Origin of the sequence: Aeromonas sp. S2(2024) (assembly GCF_041402505.1) — a bacterium.
GTDB classification, from domain to species: domain Bacteria; phylum Pseudomonadota; class Gammaproteobacteria; order Enterobacterales; family Aeromonadaceae; genus Aeromonas; species Aeromonas media.
In genome coordinates, this window is sequence record NZ_JBGLRL010000009.1 from 1 (window position 1) to 25,861 (window position 25,861).

At 59.5% G+C, this 25,861-nt stretch carries 29 protein-coding genes; 27 read left to right on the forward strand and 2 right to left on the reverse strand.

Annotated features, from left to right (window positions below; all coding sequences use genetic code 11):
* Positions 1-179 precede the first annotated feature (179 nt).
* Positions 180-653, forward strand: coding sequence for a hypothetical protein (locus ACB039_RS11025; protein ID WP_371165665.1), 474 nt, complete (start codon positions 180-182; stop codon positions 651-653).
* Positions 654-890: 237 nt separating this feature from the next.
* Here the strand turns inward: ACB039_RS11025 and umuC are convergent, their stop codons facing one another.
* Both umuC and umuD read right to left on the reverse strand, forming a co-directional pair.
* Positions 891-2,165, reverse strand: coding sequence for a translesion error-prone DNA polymerase V subunit UmuC (umuC, locus tag ACB039_RS11030; RefSeq protein ID WP_371165666.1), 1,275 nt, complete (start codon positions 2,163-2,165; stop codon positions 891-893).
* A gap of 2 nt (positions 2,166-2,167) precedes the next feature.
* Positions 2,168-2,584: a translesion error-prone DNA polymerase V autoproteolytic subunit gene (umuD, locus tag ACB039_RS11035; RefSeq protein ID WP_266140356.1), complete on the reverse strand. Its 417-nt coding sequence runs from the start codon at positions 2,582-2,584 to the stop codon at positions 2,168-2,170.
* A 127-nt stretch (positions 2,585-2,711) separates the two neighbouring features.
* Here umuD and ACB039_RS11040 point away from each other — a divergent pair, with 127 nt between their 5' ends.
* From ACB039_RS11040 to ACB039_RS11165, 26 genes are all read left to right on the forward strand, one after another.
* On the forward strand, positions 2,712-3,083 hold the full coding sequence (locus ACB039_RS11040) for an SOS response-associated peptidase family protein (RefSeq protein ID WP_371165667.1): 372 nt from the start codon (positions 2,712-2,714) through the stop codon (positions 3,081-3,083).
* A 15-nt stretch (positions 3,084-3,098) separates the two neighbouring features.
* On the forward strand, positions 3,099-3,236 hold the full coding sequence (locus ACB039_RS11045; RefSeq protein ID WP_371165668.1) for a hypothetical protein: 138 nt from the start codon (positions 3,099-3,101) through the stop codon (positions 3,234-3,236).
* Positions 3,237-3,552: 316 nt separating this feature from the next.
* On the forward strand, positions 3,553-4,041 hold the full coding sequence (locus ACB039_RS11050) for a type IV pilin protein (protein ID WP_180911215.1): 489 nt from the start codon (positions 3,553-3,555) through the stop codon (positions 4,039-4,041).
* A complete protein-coding gene (locus ACB039_RS11055) occupies positions 4,041-4,469 on the forward strand; it encodes a GspH/FimT family pseudopilin (protein WP_371165669.1) in 429 nt (142 codons plus the stop codon). The genes ACB039_RS11050 and ACB039_RS11055 overlap by 1 nt, the downstream gene beginning before the upstream one ends.
* Before the next feature lie 2 nt (positions 4,470-4,471).
* Positions 4,472-5,113 (forward strand): type II secretion system protein J, encoded by a 642-nt coding sequence (locus ACB039_RS11060; protein ID WP_180911212.1) that lies wholly within the window; start codon positions 4,472-4,474, stop codon positions 5,111-5,113.
* A gap of 10 nt (positions 5,114-5,123) precedes the next feature.
* On the forward strand, positions 5,124-6,824 hold the full coding sequence (locus ACB039_RS11065) for a hypothetical protein (protein ID WP_371165670.1): 1,701 nt from the start codon (positions 5,124-5,126) through the stop codon (positions 6,822-6,824).
* Positions 6,825-6,836: 12 nt separating this feature from the next.
* The gene (locus ACB039_RS11070; RefSeq protein ID WP_371165671.1) at positions 6,837-7,187 is read left to right on the forward strand and encodes a prepilin-type N-terminal cleavage/methylation domain-containing protein; all 351 of its coding nucleotides are present in this window, start codon (positions 6,837-6,839) and stop codon (positions 7,185-7,187) included.
* Between the two features lie 265 nt (positions 7,188-7,452).
* Positions 7,453-7,782, forward strand: coding sequence for a phage holin, lambda family (locus ACB039_RS11075; protein WP_371165672.1), 330 nt, complete (start codon positions 7,453-7,455; stop codon positions 7,780-7,782).
* Positions 7,769-8,287, forward strand: a complete 519-nt coding sequence (locus ACB039_RS11080; RefSeq protein ID WP_371165673.1) for a lysozyme — start codon at positions 7,769-7,771, stop codon at positions 8,285-8,287. The genes ACB039_RS11075 and ACB039_RS11080 overlap by 14 nt, the downstream gene beginning before the upstream one ends.
* Positions 8,284-8,826 (forward strand): DUF2514 domain-containing protein, encoded by a 543-nt coding sequence (locus tag ACB039_RS11085; RefSeq protein WP_371165674.1) that lies wholly within the window; start codon positions 8,284-8,286, stop codon positions 8,824-8,826. Before ACB039_RS11080 ends, ACB039_RS11085 begins: the two co-directional genes overlap by 4 nt.
* An 86-nt stretch (positions 8,827-8,912) precedes the next feature.
* A complete protein-coding gene (locus ACB039_RS11090) occupies positions 8,913-9,293 on the forward strand; it encodes an HNH endonuclease (RefSeq protein ID WP_371165675.1) in 381 nt (126 codons plus the stop codon).
* Between the two features lie 95 nt (positions 9,294-9,388).
* Positions 9,389-9,874 carry a phage terminase small subunit P27 family gene (locus tag ACB039_RS11095; RefSeq protein ID WP_139390349.1) on the forward strand — a complete coding sequence of 162 codons (486 nt, stop codon included), beginning with the start codon at positions 9,389-9,391 and terminating at the stop codon, positions 9,872-9,874.
* A gap of 9 nt (positions 9,875-9,883) precedes the next feature.
* Entirely contained in the window at positions 9,884-11,605 is a 1,722-nt protein-coding gene (locus ACB039_RS11100) for a terminase large subunit (protein ID WP_371165676.1), read from the forward strand.
* Positions 11,599-11,787 carry a hypothetical protein gene (locus tag ACB039_RS11105; RefSeq protein WP_033130572.1) on the forward strand — a complete coding sequence of 63 codons (189 nt, stop codon included), beginning with the start codon at positions 11,599-11,601 and terminating at the stop codon, positions 11,785-11,787. Before ACB039_RS11100 ends, ACB039_RS11105 begins: the two co-directional genes overlap by 7 nt.
* Positions 11,787-13,040 carry a phage portal protein gene (locus tag ACB039_RS11110; RefSeq protein ID WP_371165677.1) on the forward strand — a complete coding sequence of 418 codons (1,254 nt, stop codon included), beginning with the start codon at positions 11,787-11,789 and terminating at the stop codon, positions 13,038-13,040. The genes ACB039_RS11105 and ACB039_RS11110 overlap by 1 nt, the downstream gene beginning before the upstream one ends.
* Positions 13,028-13,963: a S49 family peptidase gene (locus ACB039_RS11115; RefSeq protein ID WP_371165678.1), complete on the forward strand. Its 936-nt coding sequence runs from the start codon at positions 13,028-13,030 to the stop codon at positions 13,961-13,963. The genes ACB039_RS11110 and ACB039_RS11115 overlap by 13 nt, the downstream gene beginning before the upstream one ends.
* Before the next feature lie 68 nt (positions 13,964-14,031).
* Entirely contained in the window at positions 14,032-15,318 is a 1,287-nt protein-coding gene (locus ACB039_RS11120) for a phage major capsid protein (protein ID WP_371165679.1), read from the forward strand.
* Positions 15,319-15,384: 66 nt separating this feature from the next.
* Entirely contained in the window at positions 15,385-15,558 is a 174-nt protein-coding gene (locus ACB039_RS11125) for a hypothetical protein (protein ID WP_371165680.1), read from the forward strand.
* 2 nt (positions 15,559-15,560) lie between these two features.
* Positions 15,561-15,872: a head-tail connector protein gene (locus ACB039_RS11130; RefSeq protein WP_371165681.1), complete on the forward strand. Its 312-nt coding sequence runs from the start codon at positions 15,561-15,563 to the stop codon at positions 15,870-15,872.
* An 8-nt stretch (positions 15,873-15,880) separates the two neighbouring features.
* A complete protein-coding gene (locus ACB039_RS11135) occupies positions 15,881-16,420 on the forward strand; it encodes a hypothetical protein (RefSeq protein ID WP_371165682.1) in 540 nt (179 codons plus the stop codon).
* Positions 16,420-16,977 (forward strand): hypothetical protein, encoded by a 558-nt coding sequence (locus ACB039_RS11140; protein ID WP_371165683.1) that lies wholly within the window; start codon positions 16,420-16,422, stop codon positions 16,975-16,977. Before ACB039_RS11135 ends, ACB039_RS11140 begins: the two co-directional genes overlap by 1 nt.
* Entirely contained in the window at positions 16,974-17,396 is a 423-nt protein-coding gene (locus ACB039_RS11145; protein ID WP_371165684.1) for a hypothetical protein, read from the forward strand. Before ACB039_RS11140 ends, ACB039_RS11145 begins: the two co-directional genes overlap by 4 nt.
* 39 nt (positions 17,397-17,435) lie before the next feature.
* Positions 17,436-18,185 (forward strand): hypothetical protein, encoded by a 750-nt coding sequence (locus ACB039_RS11150; RefSeq protein ID WP_371165685.1) that lies wholly within the window; start codon positions 17,436-17,438, stop codon positions 18,183-18,185.
* A gap of 59 nt (positions 18,186-18,244) precedes the next feature.
* The gene (locus ACB039_RS11155) at positions 18,245-21,823 is read left to right on the forward strand and encodes a tape measure protein (RefSeq protein ID WP_371165686.1); all 3,579 of its coding nucleotides are present in this window, start codon (positions 18,245-18,247) and stop codon (positions 21,821-21,823) included.
* On the forward strand, positions 21,823-22,206 hold the full coding sequence (locus ACB039_RS11160) for a hypothetical protein (RefSeq protein WP_371165687.1): 384 nt from the start codon (positions 21,823-21,825) through the stop codon (positions 22,204-22,206). Before ACB039_RS11155 ends, ACB039_RS11160 begins: the two co-directional genes overlap by 1 nt.
* Positions 22,203-25,817, forward strand: coding sequence for a curculin (mannose-binding) lectin protein (locus tag ACB039_RS11165; RefSeq protein ID WP_371165688.1), 3,615 nt, complete (start codon positions 22,203-22,205; stop codon positions 25,815-25,817). The genes ACB039_RS11160 and ACB039_RS11165 overlap by 4 nt, the downstream gene beginning before the upstream one ends.
* The last annotated feature ends 44 nt before the right edge of the window (positions 25,818-25,861 follow it).

Below are 25,861 nucleotides of genomic sequence, written 5' to 3' on the forward strand. Positions count from 1 at the left end.
GAGTTTGAATTCAGCAGTAAATGAGCGACGTAATCTTGTCATTGAACACCTCAAGTCATGGTGGCGACTGTACCACCTAAAATGGTGTCCGGGATGATTAGACCACTACAAACGTGCTCCTTGTATGCGGTGCCACTCTGGCGCTGATAGGTACCGCTGGTGTGTTTTGGAGCGGTGGAGTGCGCGAGAAATTTGCTGATGAGCGCATTTCTGCAAATGAGGCAGAGACAGCAAAAGCAAAGGCTGAGACCGCGCAGGCCATGCTTGAACAAGTTCGCCTAAAATCCCTCTTGTCTTGGCGGCGCGTGTCGCCGAGCCAAGCCCAACAATTGGCAATCGCACTTGCAGGCTCGTCAATTGAGCTGTGGTTAGCCTGGGTGGGGGATGATCCAGAGGCTACAGTGTTTCGTGGCGACTTGGAGGCCGCTCTTGCTGCTGCTGGTATTAAGACAAAGTATTTTAGTGGCTACGCTAGGGCCGTTGGTCTTTCTGTAAAGGGTGGCACTCAAAAGGAGCGTCAGACCCTGCTGCGGGCTTTTCACGCGGCAGGTCTACCTCTTGTCGAATCCGACCAACAGGGTCTTATGGGCGACCAGCTGGAGATTACAGTCGGCACGAAACCACCACCTGAGTTCTCCAGTCGAGATATCTAACTACTTGCCACCGAGGTGCTTGATATTCCCTATGCTCTCGCAGGCAAATTAATGTTTTTCATGCGCACGCTGCAATGTGTGGAGCTAGTGGCCGAGGTTCGTGTAGGGATTAAAGAGGAGGGGAGAGCCCACAAGCGGATTTTCATCAAGGTGCTCTGCATCCATCCAGAACCCCCCAGTAAAGCCCCCCTGCCAAACTAAACGTCCTGCGCTCTAAGTTGGTTCAGCTATCGAAGGTCATGCCTTCACCGCGGGGAGCTCGTTGATGCAGGTGGTGTAGCGGGGGCTGAGCTGCTCACGTTTCATCATCCATTCTTTGGTGTTCCGGCCACGAGCTGCGAAGTAGACCTTCCCCAACCTTCCCTGATTGATCTGGTCAATCACTGTCATCAGTGCCTCGCTGCGGGGGGATTGCTGCTCTGCGGCGAATAGGTCTCCCTGCTGCATGCTCATGGGGGTGAAGTCGGCCAGCATGACGCCCCCCTTCATATAGCGGACATCATCGCGCCAGATACGGCGCAGTAGCGGTTCGACCTGGGCGAGCAGTTCGCGGGTATCGGCGGTGGGCATCAGCAACCGGGTGGCGATCTGGTTGCTGTAGTAGGTCTCTCGCTCCGAGAAGGGGCTGCTCCTTATAAAGAGGGTGACGTGACGGCACCGTTGCCCCTCTGCACGCAGCTTCTCGGCTGCCCGCTCCATGTAGCCGGCCAGCGCCTGCTGCATAGGGCCCAGTTCGGTGATGCGCTCGCCAAAGCTCCGGCTGCAGATGATCTGTTGCTTGGCCTGGGCCATCGGCTCCAGCTCGGCACAGGGGATCCCCCTCAGCTCCTGCACTGTTCGCTCGACGACGACGCCATACTGTCGGCGCATGCTCTTGGGGTCGGCCGCCACCAGATCCGCCACGGTGTTGATGCCCTGTTTGTTGAGCTTGGCGGTCAGTTTGCGCCCTATCCCCCAGACTTCCTCAACCGGGGTGATGGTCATCAGCTTGGCGCGGCGCCCCTCATCGCGCAGATCCACCACACCGCCGGTGGCCGGCCACTTCTTGGCGGCGTAGTTCGCCAGCTTGGCCAGGGTCTTGGTCGGTGCAATGCCCACCCCGACGGTTAGGCCGGTCCACTGCTGCACCCGCTCGCGGATCTGGCGGCCATAGGCCAGCAGGTCGCCAGCCCAACTTTCGCTGAGCTCGACGAAGGCTTCATCAATGCTGTAGACCTCGACGGTTGGGGCCATGCTCTCCAGGGTGGTCATTACCCGGTTCGACATGTCGCCATAGAGGGCGTAGTTGGAGCTGAACCAGATGCCGCCCTGCTCTTCATAGAGCTCGCGGATCTGGAAGTAGGGCACCCCCATCTTGACTCCCAACCGCTTGGCCTCTGCCGATCTGGCCACGACACAGCCATCGTTGTTGGAGAGCACCACGATCGGCACCCCCTTGAGGTCGGGGCGAAACAGCCGCTCGCAAGAGGCGTAGAAGTTGTTCACGTCGACCAGGGCAATGGCGGTTGGCATGGCTACCCTCGCCGGGTTTTGTGCAGAACGAAGGTGACGACGCCGAAGATATCCAGTTCCTGCCCTTCTTGCAGAATGATGGGTGAGAAGTTCGGGTTGGCCGGTAGTAGCGCCGGTGGGTCGGACTGCAAGATCTTGACGGTGAACTCGCCATCCAGGCAGGCGAGCACAATGTCGCCGTGGCGAGCTGTGATGGCGCGATCGATGATCAGCATATCGCCGTCATTGATGCCTTCCCCGACCATGCTGTGTCCGCTGGCCCGCACATAGAAGGTGGCCGCCGGGTGGGGGACACAGTGTTGATTGAGGTCGATGGACTGTTCCACATAGTCCTGAGCCGGGGAGGGGAATCCGCAGGCGGCAGGGGTGAGGAATAAAGGGAGCTCTATGATAGGTGCATCGGTAGCGTGGGGGATCATGGCAATCATCACTGTATGAACATACAGTTATTTTATCCGAGGGATCCGGAAAGATCACTGGTCGGCAATCGGGTCTTGGCAGTGCGGGCTGTGCCGCGGCGAATTATGCTTGGCAGAAACCGGCTCGGTGAGTCTGGGTTCTCATCCGACGGAGGGGCTGCGCATGTGCATCAACTACATCCCGACCACCAAGGCGGTGCTGGTGGAATACTTCGGGGTTGATGACCCCGGGTACGACTGGAAGGAGGAGGTGTGGCAGGACTACCAGGCCCCGATCCTAATCCAGCGAGACGGACGGCGGCAGGCGCTGATCGCCAGCTATGGGATGGTGCCGAAGAGAAAGGTGCAGCCTGGCAACAAGCACTACACCACGATGAACGCCAGGGCCGAGACGGTGGGTGAAAAGCCGACGTACCGCCACGCCTGGCAGCAAGGGCATCTCTGCCTGGTGCCTATGACCGGTTTCTTCGAACCCTGTTACGAGAGCGGCAAGGCCTAGCGCTGGCGGATCAGCATGGCCGACGGCATGCCCTTCGCGGTGGCCGGCATCTGGCGGGCATGGCAGGAGGAGCAGGGCTACACCTTCAGCTTCTCTCAGCTCACCATTAATGCCGACACGCACCCGCTACTGCGGCGAATGCACAAGCCATGAGACGAGAAGCGGAGCCTGGTCATCGTGTCGCCGGATGACTACGACACCTGGCTGGGGTGCAAGGACCCTGAACTGGCGCGAACCTACCTGGTGCAGCAGCATGCGGAGCAGTTAATAGGGGAGGTGACAGAGATTTAAGCTCAGGATAAATTGCTCAGAGTGACTATGGGTGTAGATCAGTCGAAATTCATCAAACCGCTGAGAACGGCAAGCTCTATACTGTGTGTTCTACATAGGGGTTCATACGCAGATGGATAGGTATCGCTAAACTGCTGGTTTCATAACAAAGGATTGTTAGGGGGAGGAAGGGAGGGCCATGCTTAATGTTCAGAAAGATACAAGGACAGGATACGGATCTGCATCGAAAGTAGGGGGGGCATCAAAAGCCTTTAGATGTTCCGTACCTGTGGGTGGTTTTACGTTGGTCGAAGTGCTGATCGTGATGGTCGTCGTCGCGATTCTGGCTGCGATTGCGGTTCCCTCATATCATTCTTTCATCCTCAAGAGTCATCGCGATGATGCCAAGGTTGCGCTTGCAGCACTTCAAATGGCACAAGAAAAATACCGAGGAAACAATCTCGCTTATGCGACGACCCTGTCTGATCTAGGTATGACGGACACCTCACCGGAGGGCTATTACGACATTGCTATCCAGAGTGCAGCCACGTCAGTGTATGAAGCGAATGCAACGGCGACCGGCCAGCAGGCCGCTGATACGGATTGCCAGACACTCACTGTCACACAGGCGGGTTTTTCGACAGATAGTACTAAGACCTCTAATCCAACTGCGTGTTGGGGGTTGTAATGAGTAATAGGGGATTTACTCTCATAGAGCTGATCGTAGTCATATTAATTCTAGTAGTTCTAGTTACTGTTGGTGTACCCAGCTTTATTTCCACCTTTGACAATATACGTGTCCAGAAAGCTGCAGAATTCCTGGAACAACTGATGAACACGGCTCGCTCAGAAGCCTTACGACGCAATACAAATGTTTATCTTGATGTGTCAGGAAACTCATTTTGCCTTGGTACCACGACCCCTTGTACTGGGGATATTCGTACTGACAGTGTAGCGAGCAGTGTTACCATCACTCCTTCAGTGGCATCGTTACGTTTTGACAATATCAGAGGACTCCCTCCTTCTACCGGGGCTGACTACACCATTGTTGGTGGTGGCACAACAAGCACGGTGTCGATCAATATGCTTGGCCTGGTTAAAATATCGGGGGGATGACTTTGAATAAACAAAATGGTTTTACCCTAGTAGAGCTTATGGTGGGTCTTACAATTGGACTCATTATTATGGCTGGTGCGCTTAATTTTTATTCATCCATTCTTCGGGCAAATGCCGAGTCGGTAAAGCAGCAGAAGTTCGAGCAAACTTTGCATGCTCTCGTCGGTACGATTACCGCAGATATTAGACGGGCAGGTTACACCCCACTGGGGCAGGCGGTACCTACACTGACGGTTGGTGGCATTAATGTTGGATCATTTTATGCTAGTGATAATTGCCTGTTGTTGACCTATCGAAATCCGGACAACAGTGAGGCTTATCGGGGTTATCTACGTGACCCAAATACCAAGGCGATTTATGTGCTCAAAAGCGTTTTGACCGCGCCTCCATCATCCTGTTCGCTGTCTGATCCGGCATGGAATCCCACCTCAGTAACTGACCCTGTACTATTGACAGTCGAGTCTCCCACAGCTGCACCTCCATCGTCGTCAGCAGGTACATCAGCAACTTCGGTCTTTCAAGCTGATGCTGGCTTCGACAAGCTTAAATGGATTCACTTTACTCTGAAATCATCAAATCTGAAAACTCAAAGTGGTAATTATGTAAGCCGTGATGTCGTAGCCGCAGTTACGTTGAGAAATTAAGGAGGGTGTCATGAAAAAACAAAAAGGGATGGTGACACTGCTGTCCTCACTCATACTCATAATCCTTATTACTCTGCTGGTTTTCTGGGGCGCAAGAGGTTCTATTATTGAACAACAGTCAGCGAATAATAGCTATTTGACCCAAGTTGCATTTCAAAATGCGGAGCAAGGGCGGGTACTCTTTTTCTCTAATATGAACAACTACCTGACGGCCAACCCTACAACTGAGTTTGATGCAGCATTGTCATCAGCTCAGCAAACGACCAACAATGCCGCCGGTGGAAAATTTACCGTTGCGTATCAAATCGCAGCCGATAATGTGACAGCGACTTTAACCAGTACTGGCACCAGTATTGGCGGGACAACCCGCAAGGTTTCGCAACGTCTCACCTTTACGGCAGGAAGTGGGATTGGTCCAGCCGCGCTGGTATCCCTTGGCAACATTACTTTGGGCGGCAGCACTACTGCTTCAAGCGCAACTGCTGGTGGAACCATTGTCGGAAATGTCGGTACCAGTGGTTCGCCATCCACAGCCACCTCGAACAGCAACGAATTCAAAGTCCAATTGCTTGATCATGCAGGGAATGTACTGAGAGATTCGGCAGGGAATCCGGTAACAAGAGGCATGACAACAGATGAATATTTTATATATTACTTTGGTGGATTTTGTCCGGTTGCCAAGGCCGCATACGCCACCGACATCTCCAGGGCAGTAGATTGTAAGCCAGAAGCTAAAGCGTCAGTTGCGGCAAATCCTAAGGGATATATCTGTGCAAGTAATTGTGGTTCGAAGACAGAGGACGATAAGATAAAGACGGCTTATGATGCTGGCAAGCGTATATTTTGGCTCTCAAGTGGTGGAATTGATCATAAATATGATATGGGGACTGAGGTAGACCCAGTTTTGATTTTTGTTATGGGAATGGCAAGTGGTTCTAATGGAGTTAAAATAAATGCTAACTCGACGATATTTGGTGTGCTTTATGTTGATATTGCAGATACCAGACTAAATATTGGCTGTAGCTGCAATGCTCAAGATACAGTTACTGCAGTGACAAGTTCGCCTCGTTATGTGCAGGTCGACGATACTACCAAGCCAATCTACGGTGACGACAAGAGCAAACCCATCTTCACCGCGGTGTCAACGGGGGGGATCAAGTGCAATACGAACGGTGGATGCACTGACTCTCAAGGTCATACAATTCCGAAAAATGGTCGTTACACCGTGACTTACCAGCAAAAGATCACGGGGTATCAGCAAATGACGGTACAGCAGGGCACTTACACATCGGCGGCTACATGGAGCAGTATTGTCTACGGTCTCAACGCCAGCCAACCCGCTGCGTGTACTGTCGCTGCATGCTCAGCTTCATCAAGTAAGTGCACGCCACCGAATACACTATTGCCCACAACCGCAGTTGGAGACCAATCGATCTGTTCTTACTCTGTGCCGGCGGTCTCTGGTACGAGTGACGTACCGGTAGAAGTCGAAGTGCTTGGTGATTGGAATGCGGGGGGGTCTGGTAACGCTACTTTCCAGGGATCTGTGATTTCCTCTGGCAATATCAACGTCACGGGGAATGCCACATATCTGCAAAACTCAACTGTCGTGACCAATCAGATCTTCGGTCAAGGTGGGGGAACCGGATTTACGCCGAAACCACCGACATTGGCTGTAGCTCAGAATAGCTGGTCAGATATGTTGAACTAGGGGCATCTGTTAATGAGACATCAAGCAGGGTTTTCCATTATTGAAGCAATCATTGCTATCGTCATACTTGGCTTTGGGATTCTTGCTGCGACGAAAATGCAACTTAACATGTCGATTGCATCTCAATTGTCTAGACAGAGAGCCGAGGCAACGCTGATTGCGACGAATGAGATCGAGAGGGCTCGCGCCATGGGTTGCACGGCATTGTCTGAAACGCAGCTAGATGCAGCTGTACAGGCGAGCGCACAATACAAAATGCAAATTGATTGCTCATCAGGAATGACGGTGACTGTTCGCTGGAAAGATGTTCAGACAAAGGCTGGTGATGATGAAAATCAAGTTGTCTTGGTTTCACAGTTCTGAACTTCTTATGTTCACAGCCTGAATCAATTTTTTGGCCACTTGTGGGGGCTCGACTGCCAGTCACTAGGGCACATTGGTGAGATGCACAGGCGGTTATTGATTCAGAACTGAAAGGCTATTTACTCGCGCTGCAATTTTGTGTAGGCTGACTTCCAATGATGGAGGACTGCACCCGAAAGGGTTCAGTCCTTTTTTTTATTTCCCCTTCCAAACCTCGGCCTTGCCGGGGTTTTTTCATTTCTGAGTCCCTGCGGGGGTGGTGGGTATGCAGATGCCTGATAAAGACCTTGGTCTGTTGGCCTGGCTGCTGGCGTGGGCCGACACTCACTGGCCCGCGCTGTATGGCTTCATTCTGTCTGTGGTGATCTCCTGGCTGCGGGTAACTTATTCCGGCGGCGGCGTTCGACAGCGGCTACTCGAGTCGTTGCTGTGCGGCGCCATTTCCCTCTCGGTGATGTCTGGGATGGAGCTGTTCGGGATTGCGGCCACCGCATCCGGGTTTGTCGGCGGTTCGATCGGATTCCTCGGGGTCGAGAAGATCCGTGAGTTTGCCGGTCGCGTGCTGGATAGGAGGTTTGGCAATGGTCCGAGTTGAGCGCACATCACCGAACGGCATCAGCCTCATGCACTACTTCGAGGCCTGCAAGTTGAGGGCCTACCCAGACCCTGGCAGTAAAAATGGTGAGCCGTGGACTATCGGGTGGGGGCACACCGGGCCAAAGGTGAGGCCCGGGCTGGAGTGGACGCAGCAACAGGCTGACAGCGTGTTTGTTGATGATCTCCGCCGCTTTGAGCGTGATGTGCTGTCGCTGGTCAAGGTGCCACTGACTCAGGGCCAGTTCGATGCGCTGGTGTCGTTTGCCTACAACGTTGGTTCTGATATCGATGCCGACACCATCCCGGAGGGCTTGGGGGACTCGACACTGCTGCGCAAGCTGAACACCGGTGATTACGATGGTGCCGCCCGTGAGTTTCGGAAGTGGAACAAGAACGATGGCAAGGTGATGCGCGGGCTGACCCGCCGGCGTGTCGCAGAGGAATGTCTGTTCAGGGGCATGGATGCTGCTACGGCCATCAAAAATGGGGTGGCTGCAGCATGAACCCCGTCAGGCAGTTCCTCGATGCGCATCCCGTGGTGTGGTTCTTCGCTCGCCTGACCGCGGTAGCGCTGCTGGTGTGGTGGATTCACCACTCAGGCTACAGCTCCGGAGCTCATGACAAGGGGCTTGAGTGGTCAGTGAAGTGGAACAAACAGGCGGCCGAACTGGCCACTGCACGAGCTGATGCGGTAACCGCTGCGCGAGAGGTTGAGCAGCGTCGCCAAGCGGACATAGAGAAGGTGAGACAGGATGCAGAACAAGAGATTGCCCGGGCTGAGAGTGACGCTGCTGCTGCCAGTGCTGTTGCTGCTGGGTTGCACGAGCAAGCCCGCCGCTTGGCAGCACGAGCAAATCAGTGCGCCAGCCATACCGGCGCTGCCCAGCCAGGCGAAACAGCCAGACAGCCCGCCGTGGTGCTCGCCGACCTGCTCAGCCGGGCTGATGCGCGAGCGGGAGAGTTGGCAAGAGCGTATGACCGAGCTCGAGCATCCGGTCTGGCCTGTGAAAGAGCCTACCGCTCCCTGATTTCCCTGCAGTAACCGAATCGCCGCACCGAGTCACTCTACCATCTGGCGGGTCGTCCCGCGTTAATGTGTGCCGGTGCGGCACCCACCAGGTAGCAGCCATGCCTCTACGAGTTCCCAAGGTGTGCAGAGAGCGCACCTGTCATCAGTTGACCACCGAGCGGCATGGCTACTGCCCAGCCCATATACATCTGCTCGATGGGTGGAAGACGGTGGCCAAGGTCAGCGCCGATGATCGCGGCTATGACTGGGCGTGGCGCAAGCGACGCAAGCGGATACTGGAGAGGGACAAGTACCTGTGCCAGGTGTGCCTTGCCTTGGGCATCGTGACACCAGCGACTCAGGTCGATCACATCGTCAACAAGGAAGCTGGCGGCACCGATGATGACGATAACTTGCAGAGCATCTGCGACCCTTGCCACGGCACCAAGACGCGGGCAGAGGCGCTGGCAGCCCGCCGGGCGGGGCTGGGGAGGGGGTAGGGGGGATCAAATCCTCCCAGCTTTTCGACCTCACCACTGCTCCGCCCCGCGAAATTTTTATACCCGCGAAATTAAAAATTTAAATGGAGGGTGCGATGGGCGGTGCAGCTACCGTGCCCGGGCGCGGTAGGAAGCCCAAGCCGACGGCCTTGAAGCGCTTGGGGGGCAATGCCGGCAAGCGGGCGCTGAACAAAAACGAACCCACCTTCACCCCTTTGATCGGGGTCGCTTGCCCAGAGTGGCTAGCAGAAGACCAGTGGGCCCCCACGTTGTGGGACATGGTGATCAAAGAGCTGTGCGCCGCCGAGGTACTGTGCATCACCGATCTGCACAACCTGGAGGCATTCTGCGCCGCTTACTCCCGCTGGCGCAGAGCCGAGATCGAGATCACCAAGCACGGCCTGGTGGTTGAAGGTGCCACTGGTGGTCCAGTCAAGAACCCGGCCTGTACCGTCGCCAACGAATCACTCAAGCAAATGACCACATACGGGGCCCTGCTCGGGCTGGACCCTTCCAGCCGCTCGCGCCTGATCGGCGGCAACAAGAAGAAGGGAGGAGGCAACCCGTTCGCTGCTTTGTAGGGATGGACTATGGCCGCACGCAAAAGCTATCCCTATGTCAACGTGGCCAATGGCTACGCCCGCGATGTGGTGCGTGGCAACATCCCAGCCTGCCGCTACGTGATCCAGGCCTGCCAGCGTCATCTCGATGATCTGGCCAAAGAGAAGTCGGCCAAGTTCCGGTTTCGTTTCGACAAGGACAAAGCCGAGCGGGCTGCCAAGTTCGTTCAGCTCATGCCCCACACCAAGGGGGAGTGGGCCTTCAAGCGCCAGACCCTGAACCTTGAGCCGTGGCAGATGTTCATCATCTGCTGCGTGTTTGGCTGGGTGCGCAAGGGCAGCGGGCTGCGTCGCTTTCGCGAGGTCTACAACGAGATCCCCCGCAAGAATGGCAAGTCGGCGCTCTCCGCTCCGGTTGGCCTCTACTGCTTCGCGGCAGATAACGAATTCGGTGCCGAGGTCTACTCAGGCGCCACCACTGAAAAACAGGCGTGGGAGGTATTCCGCCCCGCCCGCTTGATGGCCAAGCGCACCCAAGACTTCCTCGACAATTACGGGGTTGAAGTCAACGCCAGCAACCTGAATATCCCTGCTGACGGCGCTCGCTTTGAGCCGCTGATTGGCAACCCGGGTGACGGTCAGTCGCCATCATGCGCCATCGTGGACGAATACCACGAGCATGACAGCGACGACCTCTACACCACCATGATCACTGGTATGGGCGCCCGCCGCCAACCGCTGATGTGGGTCATCACCACTGCCGGTTACAACATCGACGGCCCCTGCTACGACAAGCGGCGGGAAGTAATCGAGATGCTGGCTGGCACGGTGCCGGACGATGAGTTGTTCGGCATCATTTACACCATCGACGAGGGGGATGACTGGGCGGATCCCAAGGTGTTGGCTAAGGCTAATCCGAACATGGGCGTCTCGGTTTACTCCGAGCATCTGCTGGCGCAGCAGGCTAAGGCCATCAAGTCGGCCCGCTTTGCCAACATCTTCAAGACCAAACACCTCAACGTCTGGGTCTCGGCCAAGACAGCATTCTACAACATGCAGCGTTGGGCGGCCTGCGAGGACAAGAGCCTCACCCTGGAGCAGTTCGACGGTGACGAGTGCATCCTCGGTTTCGACTTGGCCCGTAAGCTCGACATGAACTCCATGGCGCGGTTGTTCTGGCGCGATATCGACGGCAAGCGCCACTACTACTCGGTCGCCCCCCGATTCTGGGTGCCGGAAGATACCGTGTTCGATAACGATAACCGGCGTCTGGCGGAGCGATACCAGAAGTGGGTCAACTTGGGCGAACTCAGCACCACCGATGGGGCAGAGATAGACTATCGCGAGATCTTCGAAGAGGCCAAAGAGGCCAACCTGGCCAACAAGGTGCTGGAGACTCCACTCGATCCGGCAGGGGCAATTGCCCTGTCTCACTCGCTGGCAGATGAGGGGATGACCCCCATCACCATCACCCAGAACTATCAGAACATGTCCGCCGGGATGAAGGAGCTGGAGGCTTCGATCCAGGCCGGCCGCTTCCACCACGACGGCAACAGCCTGATGACCTGGTGTATCGGCAATGTGATCGGCAAATACCTGCCCGGAAACGATGACATGGTGCGCCCGATCAAGGAGAGCGCGGATCAGAAGATAGACGGCGCGGTGGCGCTGATCATGACCATCGCCCGCGCCATGGTGCCGGATCGCGGCGATGACCGCTCCATCTACGAAACCTCGGACGTTTTATGCTGACACAACTTTTCATTTTCATCGTGGGCCTGCTGGGGGCTGCGGCGCTGGCCTATGGCGCCAGCCTCTACGCCCCGCCGCTCGGCTGGATAGTGGGCGGTCTGCTCTGCCTGATCTGGTCATTAATGATGAGTCGAGCAGTGGCTGCCGCCGAGTTCGCCAAACGCCACAAGGGGGATAGCTAATGTTCCTGCCAATGATGTTCGGCAGCGGGCGCAAGGGCGGCAACTTCAGTCAGTGGATCAGCAGCATGACAGGTAAGACGGCCAAGGCCGGGGTGCTGGTCACGCCGGAGACGGCCCTGGCGCAAGGGGTTGTGCGTGCCTGTGTCACCCTACTGGCCGAGTCCGTGGCGCAGCTCCCCTGTGAGCTCTACCGTCGAGATGATGACCAGCGGCTGCGTGCAACTGACCACCCGCTGTACGACCTCATCCACAACCAGCCAAACCAGAAAGACACAGCGTTTGAATTCAATGAGCAGCGCATGGGTCACCTGGGCCTGCGTGGCAACAGTTACAGCTTGATCGACCGGGATGGGCGGGGCTTTATCACCGAGCTCATTCCCATCAACCCCGATAAGGTGGCGGTGCTCAAGGGGCCGGATGGGTTGCCCTATTACCAGTTGCTGGATGGCAGCAACCAGATCTTGCCGATGCGGATGGTGCACCACGTCAAGGGGTTCAGTCTTGATGGCTACCTGGGGCTGTCACCGATCCAGACCAACCCGGACACCATCGGGCTCGCCATGGCGGTGGATGAGCATGCGGGACGGGTGTTTGCCAACGGCACCACGCTCTCCGGAGTGATCGAAAGGCCAGCGACCGCCAAGGCGATCGAATCGCAAGAGAAACTCGACGCCATTCTCAACAAGTTTGTCGATCGGCACTCAGGGCTGCGCAACGCCTTTTCGGTCGCCATGCTGCAAGAGGGCATGCAGTACAAGCAGCTCGCCATGAACAACGAGCAGGCGCAGTTGCTGGAGTCCCGCAAGTATGGCGCCAACGAGATCTGCCGGCTCTACAAGGTGCCGCCGCACATGATCGGCGAACTGGAGCGGGCGACCAATAACAACATCGAGCACCAGGGGCTGCAGTTTGTCATCTACACCCTGCTGGCCTGGGTCAAGCGGATCGAAGGCGCCATGATGCGAGACCTGCTGTTGCCAGCGGAGCGCAAGAACCTCTACATCGAGTTCAACGTCTCCGGGTTGCTACGGGCAGATCAGAAGTCCCGCTACGAGGCCTATGCCCTCGGTCGCCAGTGGGGCTGGATGAGTGTCAACGATATCCGCCGGCTGGAGAACCTACCGCCGGTAGCAGGTGGAGATATCTACCTGACCCCGCTCAACATGGTGAGCACCGGCTCTCTTCCGCCCGGCATCACTAAAGCCAGCGCCGAACAACTCAACGAGATCGAGGCCATCCTATGCCGAAGCTGATCAATTACCCTCATCTGGCCAGCATGGCGTTTGGCCAACCCCTCTATGCCACCCAAGATGTACTGGCTGGGGTAAAGAGCCTGCTGCTACCACGCATGCTGGGCAACCAGCGAGACATCATGGCTGCCGACGAGTTGCCGGACGGGTTCGAGCCTGCTCCGCTGGAGGCCAATGGCGAGTTCAAGAACCGCATCGGCGGGCTGGCTGTGATCCCTGTACACGGCATCCTGATGGCGCGGCGTGGTCACATCGATGCTACCTGCACCGAGCTGACCAGCTACGAGTGGGTAAGGATGCAGATCGCCACCGCGCTGGCTGACGAACGGGTCAAGGAGATCGTGCTCGACATCAACTCCGGCGGTGGCATGGCGGTGGGCTGCAAGGAGTTGGCGGAATACATCTATTCCAAGCGCAGCGTCAAACCGATCACCGCGTTGGTCAACTTCGCCGCCTACTCGGCCGCCTACTTCATCGCTGCCGCTTGCACCAAGGTGGTGGTGAGTGAGACCGGCGGCTGTGGCTCGGTGGGCGTCATCATGGAGCACATGGAGGTTAGCAAGTGGGAGCAGGAGGTGGGCCTCACCTTCACCACCTTCTACCGCGGCGAGCGCAAGAAGGATGGCACCCCGCACGAACCCCTCTCCGAAGGGGCGATGGCCGCCATCGACCACCGGATGGATCAGGCATACGAGCTATTCGTGAGCTCCGTCGCTCGATATCGCAGCTTGTCAGCAGAGCAAGTGCAGGCCACTGAAGCTGCCCTCTTCAGCGGCAGTGAAGCCGTGGCCAACGGCCTGGCCGACGAGCTGGCCAATCCCCAGGATTATCTCAACGCCCTTGCCGCCAGCGTGGCCAACCAGGGTAAACCTCAACAGTCCGTCGGCCTGCGGGCCAGGGCCATCGAATTGCAGAACCAGCTCTAGCCCTGCGGCGGAGCCCATCCCAATAAGCCCCTTTCGGGGCTTTTTTTATACCCAAAGGAAACCACTCGATGAAAACTATCGAAACCCTCCGCCGCGAGCGTGGCGAAATCGTCGCCCAGATCAAAGCCCTTGCCGACCTGGAAGCGAGCGGCACTGCCTTGAGTGACGAGCAACTGGCCCAGTTTGCCAATCTGGAGGCGCAAGCGAACCAGATCAGTGCCGCCATTGCTCGCCAAGAGAGCACCGAGCGACTGATGGCTCAGCAGGCTGTGCCGGTGAATGCCAACGGTTCTCAGGCCCCACCGGCAGTACATGTGAAACAAGAACTCAAGCAGTACCCCGGTGCCGGCATGGCTCGCCTCGCCATGGCGGTTGCCGCTGGCAAGGGGGATATGCAGTTGGCCGAGCAGTTTGCCGCCAAAGAGATCGGCGATGCCGGGATCGCCATGGTGATCGGCACCGCGGCCGGCTCCGGTGGCGCACTCATCCCCGAGAACCTGCACTCCGAGCTGATCGAGCTGCTGCGCCCGCGCACCATCGTGCGCAAGCTCGGCGCTCGCCCGGTGCCGCTGCCCAACGGCAACCTCTCTATGCCGCGCATGTCCGGCGGCGCGACCTCCAGCTACGTAGGGGAAGGGATTGATGCCAAGGCCACCGGCGGCAGCTTCGATGACGTGAAGCTCTCGGCCAAGACCATCATCACCCTGGTCCCGATGAGCAATCAGTTGATCGGGAGCGCCGGGTACAACGTGGAGCAACTGGTGCTGGGTGACATGATCGCGGCCATGGGTAGCCGCGAGGACAAGGCGTTTCTGCGCGACGACGGTTCCAACAACACCCCGACCGGTTTCAAGAAGGTGGCCACCGATGCGGGCCGCACCATCGCCTGGACTGGCACGGCGGATCTGGCCACCATTGATGCCTACCTCGACTCGCTCATCCTGAAGCTGATGAGCTCCGACTCCATGATGATCAATCCGGGCTGGGGCATGAGCCCGCGTTCCTGGATGAAGCTGTTTGGTCTGCGCGATGGCAACGGCAACAAGCTCTATCCGGAGATGGCCCAAGGCCTGCTCAAGGGCTACCCGATTGCCCATACCAACACCATCCCGGTGAACCTCGGCGCGGGTACCAATCAGACCGAGATCTACTTCGCCGACTGGAACGATGTGGTGATCGGCGAGCAGGACAACATGACCATCGACTTCAGTCGCGAGGCCACCTATGTGGATGCCGCTGGCGAGCTGGTCAGCGCCTATGCCCGCAACCAATCCCTGATCCGGCTGGTCGGCAACCACGATGTGGGCTTCCGCCATCCTGAAGGGCTGGTACTGGGGACCGCCGTTACCTGGTAAACCCCGCCATGGGGCTACTTCGTGGCCCCTTCCATTTCACTATCAAGACCGTTCAGGAGAGCCATCATGGCCAAACCAGACAAGGTGGGGAGCGATCCCGTCGTGACGCTTATCAAGGTCATCCGCCCCTTCAAGAACTACAGCCCCGGCGACATCACCGGATTTGACGCAGCCAAGGCACAGGCCCTGATCGACGGTGGCGTGGCTGAGGCCTACACCGCAGCCGAGGGTGAGGAGTAAGTATGTTGCTGATCACCGTGGTTGAAGCCAAGGCTCAGTGCCGAATCGAACCGGAGATGACCGACGAAGATGCGCTGCTGACCGGTTTGATTGAAGCGGCGATCAGCCACATCCAGTCCGACATCAACAAGCCGCTGGTGGCGACAGGGGAGGAGGGGCAGCCTCTCACCCCTGCGCTCAAGCTGGCGGCCTTGCTGCTGATCGGCCATTGGTACACCAACCGGGAGGCCGTGGTGACGGGCACCATCGCCACGACTCTGCCGCTGGCGTATGACTCGCTGATCCATCCCTATCGTGACATCGTGGTGGGCTAGGGGGCTGCATGCTTAAAAGTGGCGAACTCGACACCCGGCTGACGCGCTTTGGCGCCGCAACCGGCACCCCCCCAGAATGGCCGCAGCTTGGCAAACTGTGGGCAAAAATCATTGACCCCAAAGCGGCAGGGCGCGAGGCCCAAGCCAGTATCTATGCGACCGGCTCGACCCTAATCACGGTGCGGGTTCGGGGCGATATCCTGCCCGGGCAGTTGCTGAAGGGGAATGCCTGCTGGTACTTGATCGAAGATACCGCCAGCGAGCCTGGCGCCTTGCAGATCTCCGCCCGCAAACTCTCCGGTGAGCCAGCGACCTACACCCCGAAGCAGGGCGAACCTTATCCGGTCACCGCCTTCTTGGCAGCTGAGAACGTGATGGTGGGGGCCCGCAGCGAACCGCGACACCAGATAGACCTGATCTTGCCTGAGCTCGTCCCCCCCTTTGCACGCCAGGGTGACCAGGTCACCTTACGTGGCCGGCAATACCGTATCGATGGGCTGATTGAGGGCAGTGACAACGGCACCACGCTGCGAGTGATGGTGGTCTGATGCCGGGCGGACTTAGCCGCAAGCGCAGGGCCAGGGCGATCAACGTCACCGGCCTGAGCGATAGCGTCGATGCATTCAAGGCGCTCCCTGCCACGATCCGCAAGCAACTGGTGGCCGTGGTCAATGAAGTGGCCACCGCCACCCGGGGTGACATCGTGAACCGGATCTCAGCGGATGGTTTCAATACAGCCTCGGTCAGGGCGCGGATCCGGCTCGACAAGGCGAACGCCAGCAACGACGTTGCCACCATCAGCCTGGACCTGAAGAAGATCCCGTTCAGCCGAGTCAAGTTTGCCAGTCAGCGTACCGATGGCACCGGCACCCGGGCCAGCGTCTGGGTGCTGCGGGGCGGCAAGCGCGTGCAGGTCTACGGCTTTATCAACCCCTACGGCAAGAAGCGTCGCCCGATGATCCGCTATGCGAAAGCCGGTAAGCCGCGGCTGGTGATGGCGGGTGGTGTGGGCCTGCGGGGCTGGTGGAACGACATCATCACCGAGCAGTTCCTCGATGAACTGCAGGCCAACCTTGCCAGCACCTTCAGCAGGAGAGTGACATGACCGAAGCGACCGTCATCATCGATGCGCTGCTGGCCAAGTTGCGCAGTGTGCCAGCACTGTCTCCAGAAGACCGGGTGTGCGATAGCGACCCGCAGATCGACCAGCATACCCCACTGCCGCTGGCCCATTTTCGGGAGCTGACCGAGGGCAAACCGGAGCGGCGGGGGCGGGAGTGGAAGCGCACCCGCAACATTCAGGTGGACCTCTACCAACCGGTGAGTGACGGGCGGGCAGGGCGTGACCAGCTGCTCTCTGACGTCTTGGCCGCCCTGGTGCCCTCGACGGCGGGGATCCCCCTGCCGGGCACGACGCTGCTCACTATCTCGGTGGGCACCATCAATCTGGAACCCGAAGAAATCGGCAGCGATACCTTGCTGACCTCCATCCAATTCAGCCTCACCTATACCGCCAGCCTCTAGGCCGGCACCACCATCTGGATACCATAGGAGCATCCAAGCATGTCATTTATCGACAAAGGCCTGCTGCTGGCCGGTGATGTCTACATCGCCGAAATCAACAACGGCGTGAAAGGGCCCCTGATTGGCCCCATCAACGTCAACGAGATCACCATCACCCCACCGACCACCGAGGAGAAGTCGCGCATCTCCAAGAAGCGCAGCACCTTCGGCCAGGCGCTGGACTCGGTCCAACTGCCGAAAGACCCAGCCAAGCTCTCCCTGAAATGGGACTCCATGACCAAGCAGTTGCTGGCCGATGCCATCGCCGGTAAACAGGTGGCGTTCACCCAGGCCGAGGCCCCGGTGGTGGATGAACCTGTGACCCTCAGTAAAGGGGGATGGGTCGAGCTTGCCACTGCCTTTATCAAAGCGGGCACCGTGGTGGTGAAGTTGTCCAGCGGTAGCACCACCCTGGATATCGACACCGACTATCTGGTGAACGGCAATATGGTGATGGCGGTGAGCGACCGCGCCGCCGTGGCCTGCAAGGTGAGCTACACCAAGGCGGCCGTGACCGGCACCACCTACACCGGCACCACCGAGACTCTCAAGCCTCGCTACTTCCTGATCGACGGCGAGAACCTGGCCAACCCCGGCCAGCGGGTGCGCGTCACCATCGATCAGGCCATGCTGGCCGCCCAGGGCGCACTGGCGCTGATGAGTGGCGAGTTTATGGAAGGGGAGCTGGAAGGCTCGCTGGTGACTCAGCCCGGCAAGTCCGAGCCGTATCGGATGGAAATCCTCAACTGATAAACAGAAGCCTCCAAACCCGGCCATGAGCCGGGTTTTTTTATTAATAGGGGAACCTGATGGCCAGCAACGATACCGATATCCAGCTGCGGATCCGCGCCGCCGTTGAGGGGCTGGCCGAGATCAGCAAGCTAATCGCCGAGGTGGATACCCTGGGTGGTGAGACCGAATCGAGCAGCGAGCAGGTCGGCTCCCTGGGGGATGAGCTGCAGCGCCTCGGTGAGCAAAACGCGACCCTGACCCAGTTTGCCAACCTCAAGCGCAGCACCGCCGAACTGGGGGACGGGCTCGAGGCTGCCCGCACCCGTGCTACCGGCATGGGCAAGGCACTGGCAGATGCCAAGAAAGAGCTGACGGCGTCCAATGCTGCCTACAGTGCCAATCGGCAGGAGACCGAGCGGCTGGCGAGCGCTCATGCGGAAGCCAAGGCCAAGGTGGACCTGTTGCGCCAGGCCAATAGCGAGGCGACCAGCGTCACCAAGGAACAGCGCCAGGCGCTCAAGGATGCGCGGGATCAGGTTCGCCTACTGGGGGACCAGTACAAAGAGAGCGCGGGGCAAACCAATGCCCTCAAGAACGGACTGGATGCCAGTGAGAAGGCGCTGCGCCAGCAAGCCCGGGAGTTCAACTCTGCACGCCGGGAAGTGCAGTCCCTCGATAGCCAGTATCAGCGGCAGAACACCACGCTCAATGGGCTGCGCCGCGCCCTGACCGAGGCTGGGGTCGACACCCGCAAGCTGGCCAGCGAGCAGAAGCGGATTGAAACGGCCAGCCAACAGGCTGGGGCCCAGGTGGCATACCTGAAGAGCCAGCTTGCCGGGCAGGCCACGCAATTGCGCTCGTCTACCGCCGGGATGGAGGCATACAGCAAGAAGGCCAAGCAGGCCGAGCAGAATACCGACAGCCTGCACCAGAGCGTGCAGAGCGGGAGTGGGAGTTGGCGGGACTTTATCGGCCGCATCACTGGCGCGGCAGCGGCCTACCTCAGCTTTGATCAGCTGATTGCCCGCACCACCGGCATGATCCGCACCGCCGATGAGATGGAGCGGCTGGGCGTTTCGCTCAAGAGCGTGGAGGGGAGCGCCGCCGGCGGTGAAAAGGCGTTGGCCTGGTTGCGGGAGTTCAACGAGAAGACCCCGTTCCAACTCAACGAGATCACCACCGCCTTTATCAAGGCCAAGAACTTCGGGCTGGATCCCTATAACGGTGTGTTGCAGGCGGCCGCCGATTACACCGCCAAGACGGCAGGCACTTATCAGGATCTGGAAGGGGTCATCACCGCCCTCGGTCAGGCCTATACCAAGGGCAAGCTGCAAGCCGAGGAGATGAACCAGCTCAACGAGCGCTCGGTACCAGCGGCCCAACTGTTGGCGAAAGCCATGGGCAAGACCACTGACGAGATCATCGCCATGGCCACGGCAGGCAAGCTGGGCCGTGCCGAGATCGAGTTGCTGATCAAGGCGATGGGACAGGATGCGGCCGGTGCCTCTGAGGCCATGTCCAAAACCTTCAGCGGGATCTGGTCGAACTTTCTTGAGGAGCTGAATCGGGTCGAACTGGCGGTGGCAGATGCGGGCATTTTCGACTTCATCAAGGGTGAGCTGCAGAGCGTCACCAGCCAGATCAAGGCCGCCGCCGCCGACGGTAGTCTGGCCGCCTGGGCCCGCCAAGTATCGGATGGCCTGAAGGTGGCCGTGGTAGGCCTGCGCGAATTTGTGGAGGGACTGGTTGAGTGGCGCGGTGCGATTGCGCTGGCTGTTAAAGCCTGGGCAACCATGAAGGTGGTGCAGTGGAGCACCGATCTGCTCAAGTTCGCCGACATTCTGAAAACCCGCGTGACCCCGGATACCAAGAAAGCGGGCGAGTCCATGGAGGAGATGGCCAAGAAGGGGAACAAAGCCGGCGGTATGTTAAGCCGGATCGGGCTTGGCACTGCTGCCGCCTATGCTGCCCTGGCCACGTTGGCCTACGAGGGTGGCAAGGGGCTGGCCAAACTGGCGGAGGACACCGGGATCTGGGCGGCCAGGATGGGGGAGGCAGGGGAGATTGAGCAACGGGTGGCCGAGCAGTCTCGCGCCTTCTTCGCCCAACTGCAGCGCCAGGGTATGACCACCATGGCGCAGTTTGACGAGTTCAAGAATGTGCAGATCCTCACTGCGCAAGAGGTGGCCAACCTCTCCGCCGTCGAGCGGGCAGCCTACGAGCAGCGGCTCAAGGGCCATCGCGAGTATCTGACGGGTCAGTTGCAGGTGCAGAAGGCGCTTGAAGCGTCCGGGCTCAAAGCCGAGGCCATGCAATATCAGGCCGATGCAGCACTGGCCAGCATGCGACAAGGATTTCTCGATCTGGCGGCTGGAGCCGACATGGCAGGCCAGGTCATTGATGCCAAGACTCGTCCTGCCGTGCTGAAGCTGGTGGCCGACTTCGACTTGCTCAAGGCAAAAGGGAAGGAAACGGCCACCGGGATCAACGAGATGTTCAATGGGCTGCAGATGGGGGACCCGACTTCCCTGCAGAACATCACCTTGGCACTCGGTACTCTGCGCGAACAGGGCAAGGTCACCCAGACCGAGATAGATGCTGGCCTGCGCAAGAGCCTGCAGGACATGAGCCTGCAGGATCTCGAGGTGTTGAAGGTCCAGTCAATGGCGGCCTTTGACACCATGAAAAATGGTGCCATCAGCACGGCCCAGATCACCGAGTCAGTGCTGTCTGAAAAACTGCGCCGCCTCGGCGTTGATTATCAAGCGCTCCATACCGGCATTGATGCCGTGGGCCGCCAGACCATCGACACCTTCCGCGCAGTAGCCACCGATGTGAATGCCACCTCGCAAGACATTGCTGCCGCCATGAAGGCGGCCGTCAACAAGGCTGACACGGCGCAAGAGCTGGAGGAACTACGCCGGATCTGGTTATCAGTGGGACAGGCAGGAAAGGTATCAGCGCAGGAGCAAGGACGCGGGCTCACCTACCTGGATGACCATATCCGCCAGACCAAAGCGAAAGCGGCAGAGATTGGTGATGGATTCAACACCGCGGCGGATAAGTCGAAGAAGGCGACCGACACCATGAGGGACAACCTCAAAGGGGTGCAGGACGAGGCCAAAAAGACCAAAGCCGATGTGGAAGACGCCATCAGCAGCACGAGTGGTAGCGCTTCGGCATTGTCAGGCACTGGTCGGGGGGAAGTGACGCGCACGGTTGGCGCCGGTTCCTTCTTCTACAAAACAGTGGATATCAATAACCTGCGTGGCAACGCCGATGCCCTAGCCAACACGCTAGCCGGGGTGGAGGAAGAGCTGGCCCGCTACAGCCAGAAGGTCAGGGACATCCCCGCCTATAACGAGTGGTCGAAATATTACGCAGAGAAGTTCCAGAAGGAGATGGAGGCCATGCGTGCCCAGCTCCAGAAGGAGTTGAATAAGGCGCAGCAGAAGGAAGCAGAGAAAGCGACGACTCAGCCAACTGCAGGGCCCACACCGCCCCAACAACAGCAGAGTGCACCGACGCCATCAGGCAGCAATAAAACGGTCACCATCTATCTCAAATCCGCCACTGACACCGCAGTAGTCCAGTCCGATGAGGAAAATCTGGATGCATTGTTGCGCGTGTTGAAACAGCAAGGACTCAGAAGCTGATGATCACACTAGCCGGCATCGAGTTGCCAGATGACCTGGACTGGGAAGATGAGTTCGGGTGGGAGCCTGTCGGGCAGGTAATTACCCCAACGCTTTCCGGCGCCATTATCGTCGAAGAGTCCGTCCAGTCCGAGGGCCGGCCTATCACTCTTCGATCAGATGGTGAGGCCTGGGTAAAACGTTCAACCGTCTTGGAGTTGCAGGCGCTGGCCGCAGTGCCGTCTGCTCGAATGCAGCTCCACCTCAACGGACGCATCTTCACTGTCATATGGCGGCGAGAAAGTGGCGGCGGGCTGGAGGCAAAGCAACTCTACCGGATCGCGGATCCGGACGCCCAGACCCCTTATGAAATAACCCTTCGCCTTCTTGAGGTAACCCCATGACCATTCTTTCCGGCGACATCAAGCTGCTGGCCAGCCAACGGCTGACGGATACCCCCGATGGCGGCGGCCGGGTCACCGGCCACGAAATCGTCAGCGGCGAGCACAACAGCCTGTTTCCCGATGTCAGCGATCTCGACCGCGCCTATGGGGTGGTCAACCTGCGCAAGGCGTTTCTGGCGGTGCAGACCGACGACACCGACACCTATTACGGTGCCAACACCACCGTGCTGCTGCCGCCGAGCGACCCCAACGTGGGCCTGTGCCTGATGACCACCAAAGACCACCACGACACCCGGGACGCTGCCCGCGATGTGCTGGAGCGCTACCTGGCCCGTGGGCCCAAGTGGCGCGGCTTTCTGTACGACACCCAGCTGGAAGGGCAGCGGGCGATCCGCTTCTTCCAGCGGGTCGAGGTGCGCCTGCCGGAGGTAGGGGAGACCCTGGTGCTGGTCGGCAACGAGGGCAAGGCCGGCGAGTTCGAGCAGTATGTGCGGGTGCTGGAAGTGACCTATCAACTGGCCAAGTTCCAGATCCCCGGGGTGGCCGAGTTCACCCGCAACGTGGTGACCTGCAAGCTGGCCGACCCCTTGCGCTACACCTTCGAGGGGGAGCAGCCGACCCCCTATGACGTGGTGACCAACGCCAAGACCGCCCTGCGCGAGACGGTGGTGGCCGATGCCGCCAACTACTTCGCCACCACCAAGCTGGCGGAAGATGCGGCGTTCGGCGCCATGCAGGTGAAGGCCAAGACCATCTTCACCCAGCTGGTGCCGGCGGCCAGGAGCGAGACCCCGGCGGTGGATCTGACGGCAGCCGGCGAGCTGGCCAGCCTGGTGGATTCCGGCCAGGGTCTGGTCAGCTTCTCGACCGTGGCCAGCATAGCCCCTAGCCGGGGCCTGTTCCTCGGCAGCGGCGCCAAGCCGGGCAGCCTGACCATCACCATCGGCGCCGCCACCATCACCGACAAGGGGGGCGAGTTGGTGGTGGCGGGATCTGTCATCGGCTCCATCGACTATGGCCGTGGCCAGCTGGAGTTCAACGCCCAGTGCCCGAACTACGGCGGCGCCAGCAAGAGCGTCAGTTTCTGGCCGGCGGCCCGCCCGTCGCGCATCGCCGACACGGCCCAGATCGAGATCAAGGCCAACAACCGGGGCTATGCCTACACCATCACCCTGATGCCGACCCCGGCGCCGGGCACCCTGACGGTGTCGTTCATGGCGCAAGGGAAATGGTACGACTTGAAGGACAACGGCAAGGGCGAGTTGTTCGGGGCGGACAGATCCTATGGGTCCGGTGTGGTCAATCTGGCGACCGGCTCGGTCATGCTGACCCTGGGGGCGCTGCCGGATGTGGATACCTCCATCCTGTTCAGCTGGGCCACCCCGGTCAACTACACCAACCGCAGCAACCAGCCCATCAGCATCAGCAAGAGCGCCTGGCAGCTGCCCCACACCGGCATCACCCCCAAGAGCCTGATCCTGACCTGGGGCGCGGGCCTGACCGCCAACGATGCGGTGGGGGATGGGCGGATCCGGGGCGACATCACCGGCACCATCAATTACGCCGAGGGCATCATCGACCTGGAGCACATCACCCTGCCGGCGCTGGGCCAGGAGTACGTGGCCCAGTACCAATATGGGGAGCCGGTGACCGAGCGCCACGTTGAGCCGGGGCGCCTTTCCACCCCAGGCCAGGTGGGGCACCTTTCCATCACCCTGGACGGCGCGGGAGGAGGGGCCACCAACCTCACCCCGGGCTCGGTGCACGTCAAGTTCAACGCGCTCTATCACAAGTTTGATGTGGACGATCAACAGCTGGTGATCGAGACCCGCGACCCCATCATCACTCTGCGCGATGACGGTCAGGGCCAGCTTATCGACGCCAGCGGTAACGTGCTGGGGGCCATCAACTACAGCGCCGGCACCCTGCACTTCATGCCGGACGGCAGCGCGCCCTTGCCCAAGCCGACCTATGCCTGGGTGACCGTGGGCACCCGCTGGGAGGGCAACAACCAGATCGCGGTGCAGCGCTGGACCATGACCGGGATCCAGTACCACAACACCGCCTACACCTTCCCCGATGGCGAGGGGGGCTGGGTCGATGTGACCTACCGCAACAACAACTCGGCCCAGGCGCAAAACGCGACCCTGACCGCCCAGGCGCTGCGTATCGACGTGACCCCCGGCTTTGCCGAGGCGATCCTGGAGGGCTCAATGCGCTTCACCCTGGGGGGCAGCACCTACGTGGACCGCCAAGGGCTGCTCTACCGCAACCCGGACCCGGAGACCGGCGCCGGCATTCAGGCGGGCACCATCGACTACAGCAACGGGCTGGCGGTGCTGGCCGACTGGGCAGCGGGACAGGCTGCCCAGCCGGCGCTGCAGTCCCTGGCCACCTCGTTCAGCGCCCAGTCGGTGGATGCGGTGACCTTCCGCACCCCGGGCGCCCCGGTGGCCCCTGGCAGCCTCTATCTCGCGGCCAACACCGCGAGCGGGCGCCGCATCGAGGCGACGGCGGACGGCGACGGCTATTTCACCACCACCGACATGGACGGGCGGGTGAACTACCAGACCGGGGTGGTGTGGGTGCGCTTTGGCCGCAAGGTCACGGCCGCCGGCAACGAGGCCCAACCCTGGTATGACGCCGAGGCAGTGGGGGAGGATGGCAAGATCTGGCGCCCGCTCAGCGTGGTGGCCGACACCATCCGGTTTAACTGCGTGGTGTTCAGCTATCTGCCGCTCGATGCCGACATCATAGGGCTGGATCCGGTGCGGCTGCCGTCCGATGGCCGGGTGCCGTTCATCCGCACCGGCAACATCGTGGTGGTGCACAGCACCCGCAAGTCAGCCTTCCCCCTGGGGGTCAGTGCCGGGCAGCAGCTCAACACCGGCCGCGAACGGCTGGCTCATGCCCATGTGGAGGACAAGGACGGCAAGCAGCTCGCCCAGGCGCTCTACAGCGTCAACCTGGACAGCGGTGTGGTCACCTTGGCCAGCCCCTTGAACCTGACCGGTTACGTCGAACCCCTCTACGTGGTGCACCGCATCGAGGACATGAGCCTGGTCAGCGACGTGGAGATCTCGGGCAGGCTCACCCTGGCCAGACCGCTGTCTCACGCCTATGACGCCGCCGACACCCTGGTGTCCAGCGCGCTCATCATCGGCGACTTGTGGGCGCGCTATACCGGGCTGTTCGATCAGAAGAGTTGGACCAATGTCTGGTCTGATTACCTCATCGGCGACCAGTCCACGGCGCAGTACAACGACACCGACTACCCGATCCAGGTCACCAACCGCGCCACCCTGCAGGAGCGCTGGGCCATCATCTTCAACTCCAGCACCAGCTTTGTGCTGGTCGGGGAGCATGTGGGCCAGATAGCGGTGGGGGACGTGAACACCGACTTGGCCCCCATCAACCCCAACAACGGCCAGCCCTATTTCAGGCTGGATCACCGGGGCTGGGGGGCGGGCTGGTCGAGCGGCAACGTGCTGCGCTTCACCACCCAGGCGGCCGCCTATCCGCTCTGGGTGATTCGCACCATCCTGCAGTCGGTGGCGGCGCAAGAGACCGACAAGTTCGAGCTGCAGCTGCGCGGCAACGTCAACCGCTAACCGGGTGGGGCACCGTGCCCCGCCCTTTATTTTTCTGTGGGGCA

Excerpts from the sequence above, each read along its gene's own strand:
- ACB039_RS11070 (WP_371165671.1), top strand. The coding sequence starts at position 6,837 with ATGAGACATCAAGCAGGGTTTTCCATTATTGAAGCAATCATTGCTATC.
- ACB039_RS11085 (WP_371165674.1), top strand. The coding sequence starts at position 8,284 with ATGAACCCCGTCAGGCAGTTCCTCGATGCGCATCCCGTGGTGTGGTTC.
- umuC (WP_371165666.1), bottom strand. The coding sequence starts at position 2,165 with ATGCCAACCGCCATTGCCCTGGTCGACGTGAACAACTTCTACGCCTCT.
- ACB039_RS11130 (WP_371165681.1), top strand. The coding sequence starts at position 15,561 with ATGTTGCTGATCACCGTGGTTGAAGCCAAGGCTCAGTGCCGAATCGAA.
- ACB039_RS11090 (WP_371165675.1), top strand. The coding sequence starts at position 8,913 with ATGCCTCTACGAGTTCCCAAGGTGTGCAGAGAGCGCACCTGTCATCAG.
- ACB039_RS11045 (WP_371165668.1), top strand. The coding sequence starts at position 3,099 with ATGGCCGACGGCATGCCCTTCGCGGTGGCCGGCATCTGGCGGGCATGG.
- ACB039_RS11165 (WP_371165688.1), top strand. The coding sequence starts at position 22,203 with ATGACCATTCTTTCCGGCGACATCAAGCTGCTGGCCAGCCAACGGCTG.
- ACB039_RS11155 (WP_371165686.1), top strand. The coding sequence starts at position 18,245 with ATGGCCAGCAACGATACCGATATCCAGCTGCGGATCCGCGCCGCCGTT.
- ACB039_RS11100 (WP_371165676.1), top strand. The coding sequence starts at position 9,884 with ATGGCCGCACGCAAAAGCTATCCCTATGTCAACGTGGCCAATGGCTAC.
- ACB039_RS11050 (WP_180911215.1), top strand. The coding sequence starts at position 3,553 with ATGCTTAATGTTCAGAAAGATACAAGGACAGGATACGGATCTGCATCG.
- ACB039_RS11125 (WP_371165680.1), top strand. The coding sequence starts at position 15,385 with ATGGCCAAACCAGACAAGGTGGGGAGCGATCCCGTCGTGACGCTTATC.
- ACB039_RS11105 (WP_033130572.1), top strand. The coding sequence starts at position 11,599 with ATGCTGACACAACTTTTCATTTTCATCGTGGGCCTGCTGGGGGCTGCG.
- ACB039_RS11095 (WP_139390349.1), top strand. The coding sequence starts at position 9,389 with ATGGGCGGTGCAGCTACCGTGCCCGGGCGCGGTAGGAAGCCCAAGCCG.
- ACB039_RS11110 (WP_371165677.1), top strand. The coding sequence starts at position 11,787 with ATGTTCCTGCCAATGATGTTCGGCAGCGGGCGCAAGGGCGGCAACTTC.
- ACB039_RS11145 (WP_371165684.1), top strand. The coding sequence starts at position 16,974 with ATGACCGAAGCGACCGTCATCATCGATGCGCTGCTGGCCAAGTTGCGC.
- ACB039_RS11115 (WP_371165678.1), top strand. The coding sequence starts at position 13,028 with ATGCCGAAGCTGATCAATTACCCTCATCTGGCCAGCATGGCGTTTGGC.
- ACB039_RS11055 (WP_371165669.1), top strand. The coding sequence starts at position 4,041 with ATGAGTAATAGGGGATTTACTCTCATAGAGCTGATCGTAGTCATATTA.
- umuD (WP_266140356.1), bottom strand. The coding sequence starts at position 2,584 with ATGATCCCCCACGCTACCGATGCACCTATCATAGAGCTCCCTTTATTC.
- ACB039_RS11075 (WP_371165672.1), top strand. The coding sequence starts at position 7,453 with ATGCAGATGCCTGATAAAGACCTTGGTCTGTTGGCCTGGCTGCTGGCG.
- ACB039_RS11080 (WP_371165673.1), top strand. The coding sequence starts at position 7,769 with ATGGTCCGAGTTGAGCGCACATCACCGAACGGCATCAGCCTCATGCAC.
- ACB039_RS11140 (WP_371165683.1), top strand. The coding sequence starts at position 16,420 with ATGCCGGGCGGACTTAGCCGCAAGCGCAGGGCCAGGGCGATCAACGTC.
- ACB039_RS11120 (WP_371165679.1), top strand. The coding sequence starts at position 14,032 with ATGAAAACTATCGAAACCCTCCGCCGCGAGCGTGGCGAAATCGTCGCC.
- ACB039_RS11065 (WP_371165670.1), top strand. The coding sequence starts at position 5,124 with ATGAAAAAACAAAAAGGGATGGTGACACTGCTGTCCTCACTCATACTC.
- ACB039_RS11150 (WP_371165685.1), top strand. The coding sequence starts at position 17,436 with ATGTCATTTATCGACAAAGGCCTGCTGCTGGCCGGTGATGTCTACATC.
- ACB039_RS11135 (WP_371165682.1), top strand. The coding sequence starts at position 15,881 with ATGCTTAAAAGTGGCGAACTCGACACCCGGCTGACGCGCTTTGGCGCC.
- ACB039_RS11160 (WP_371165687.1), top strand. The coding sequence starts at position 21,823 with ATGATCACACTAGCCGGCATCGAGTTGCCAGATGACCTGGACTGGGAA.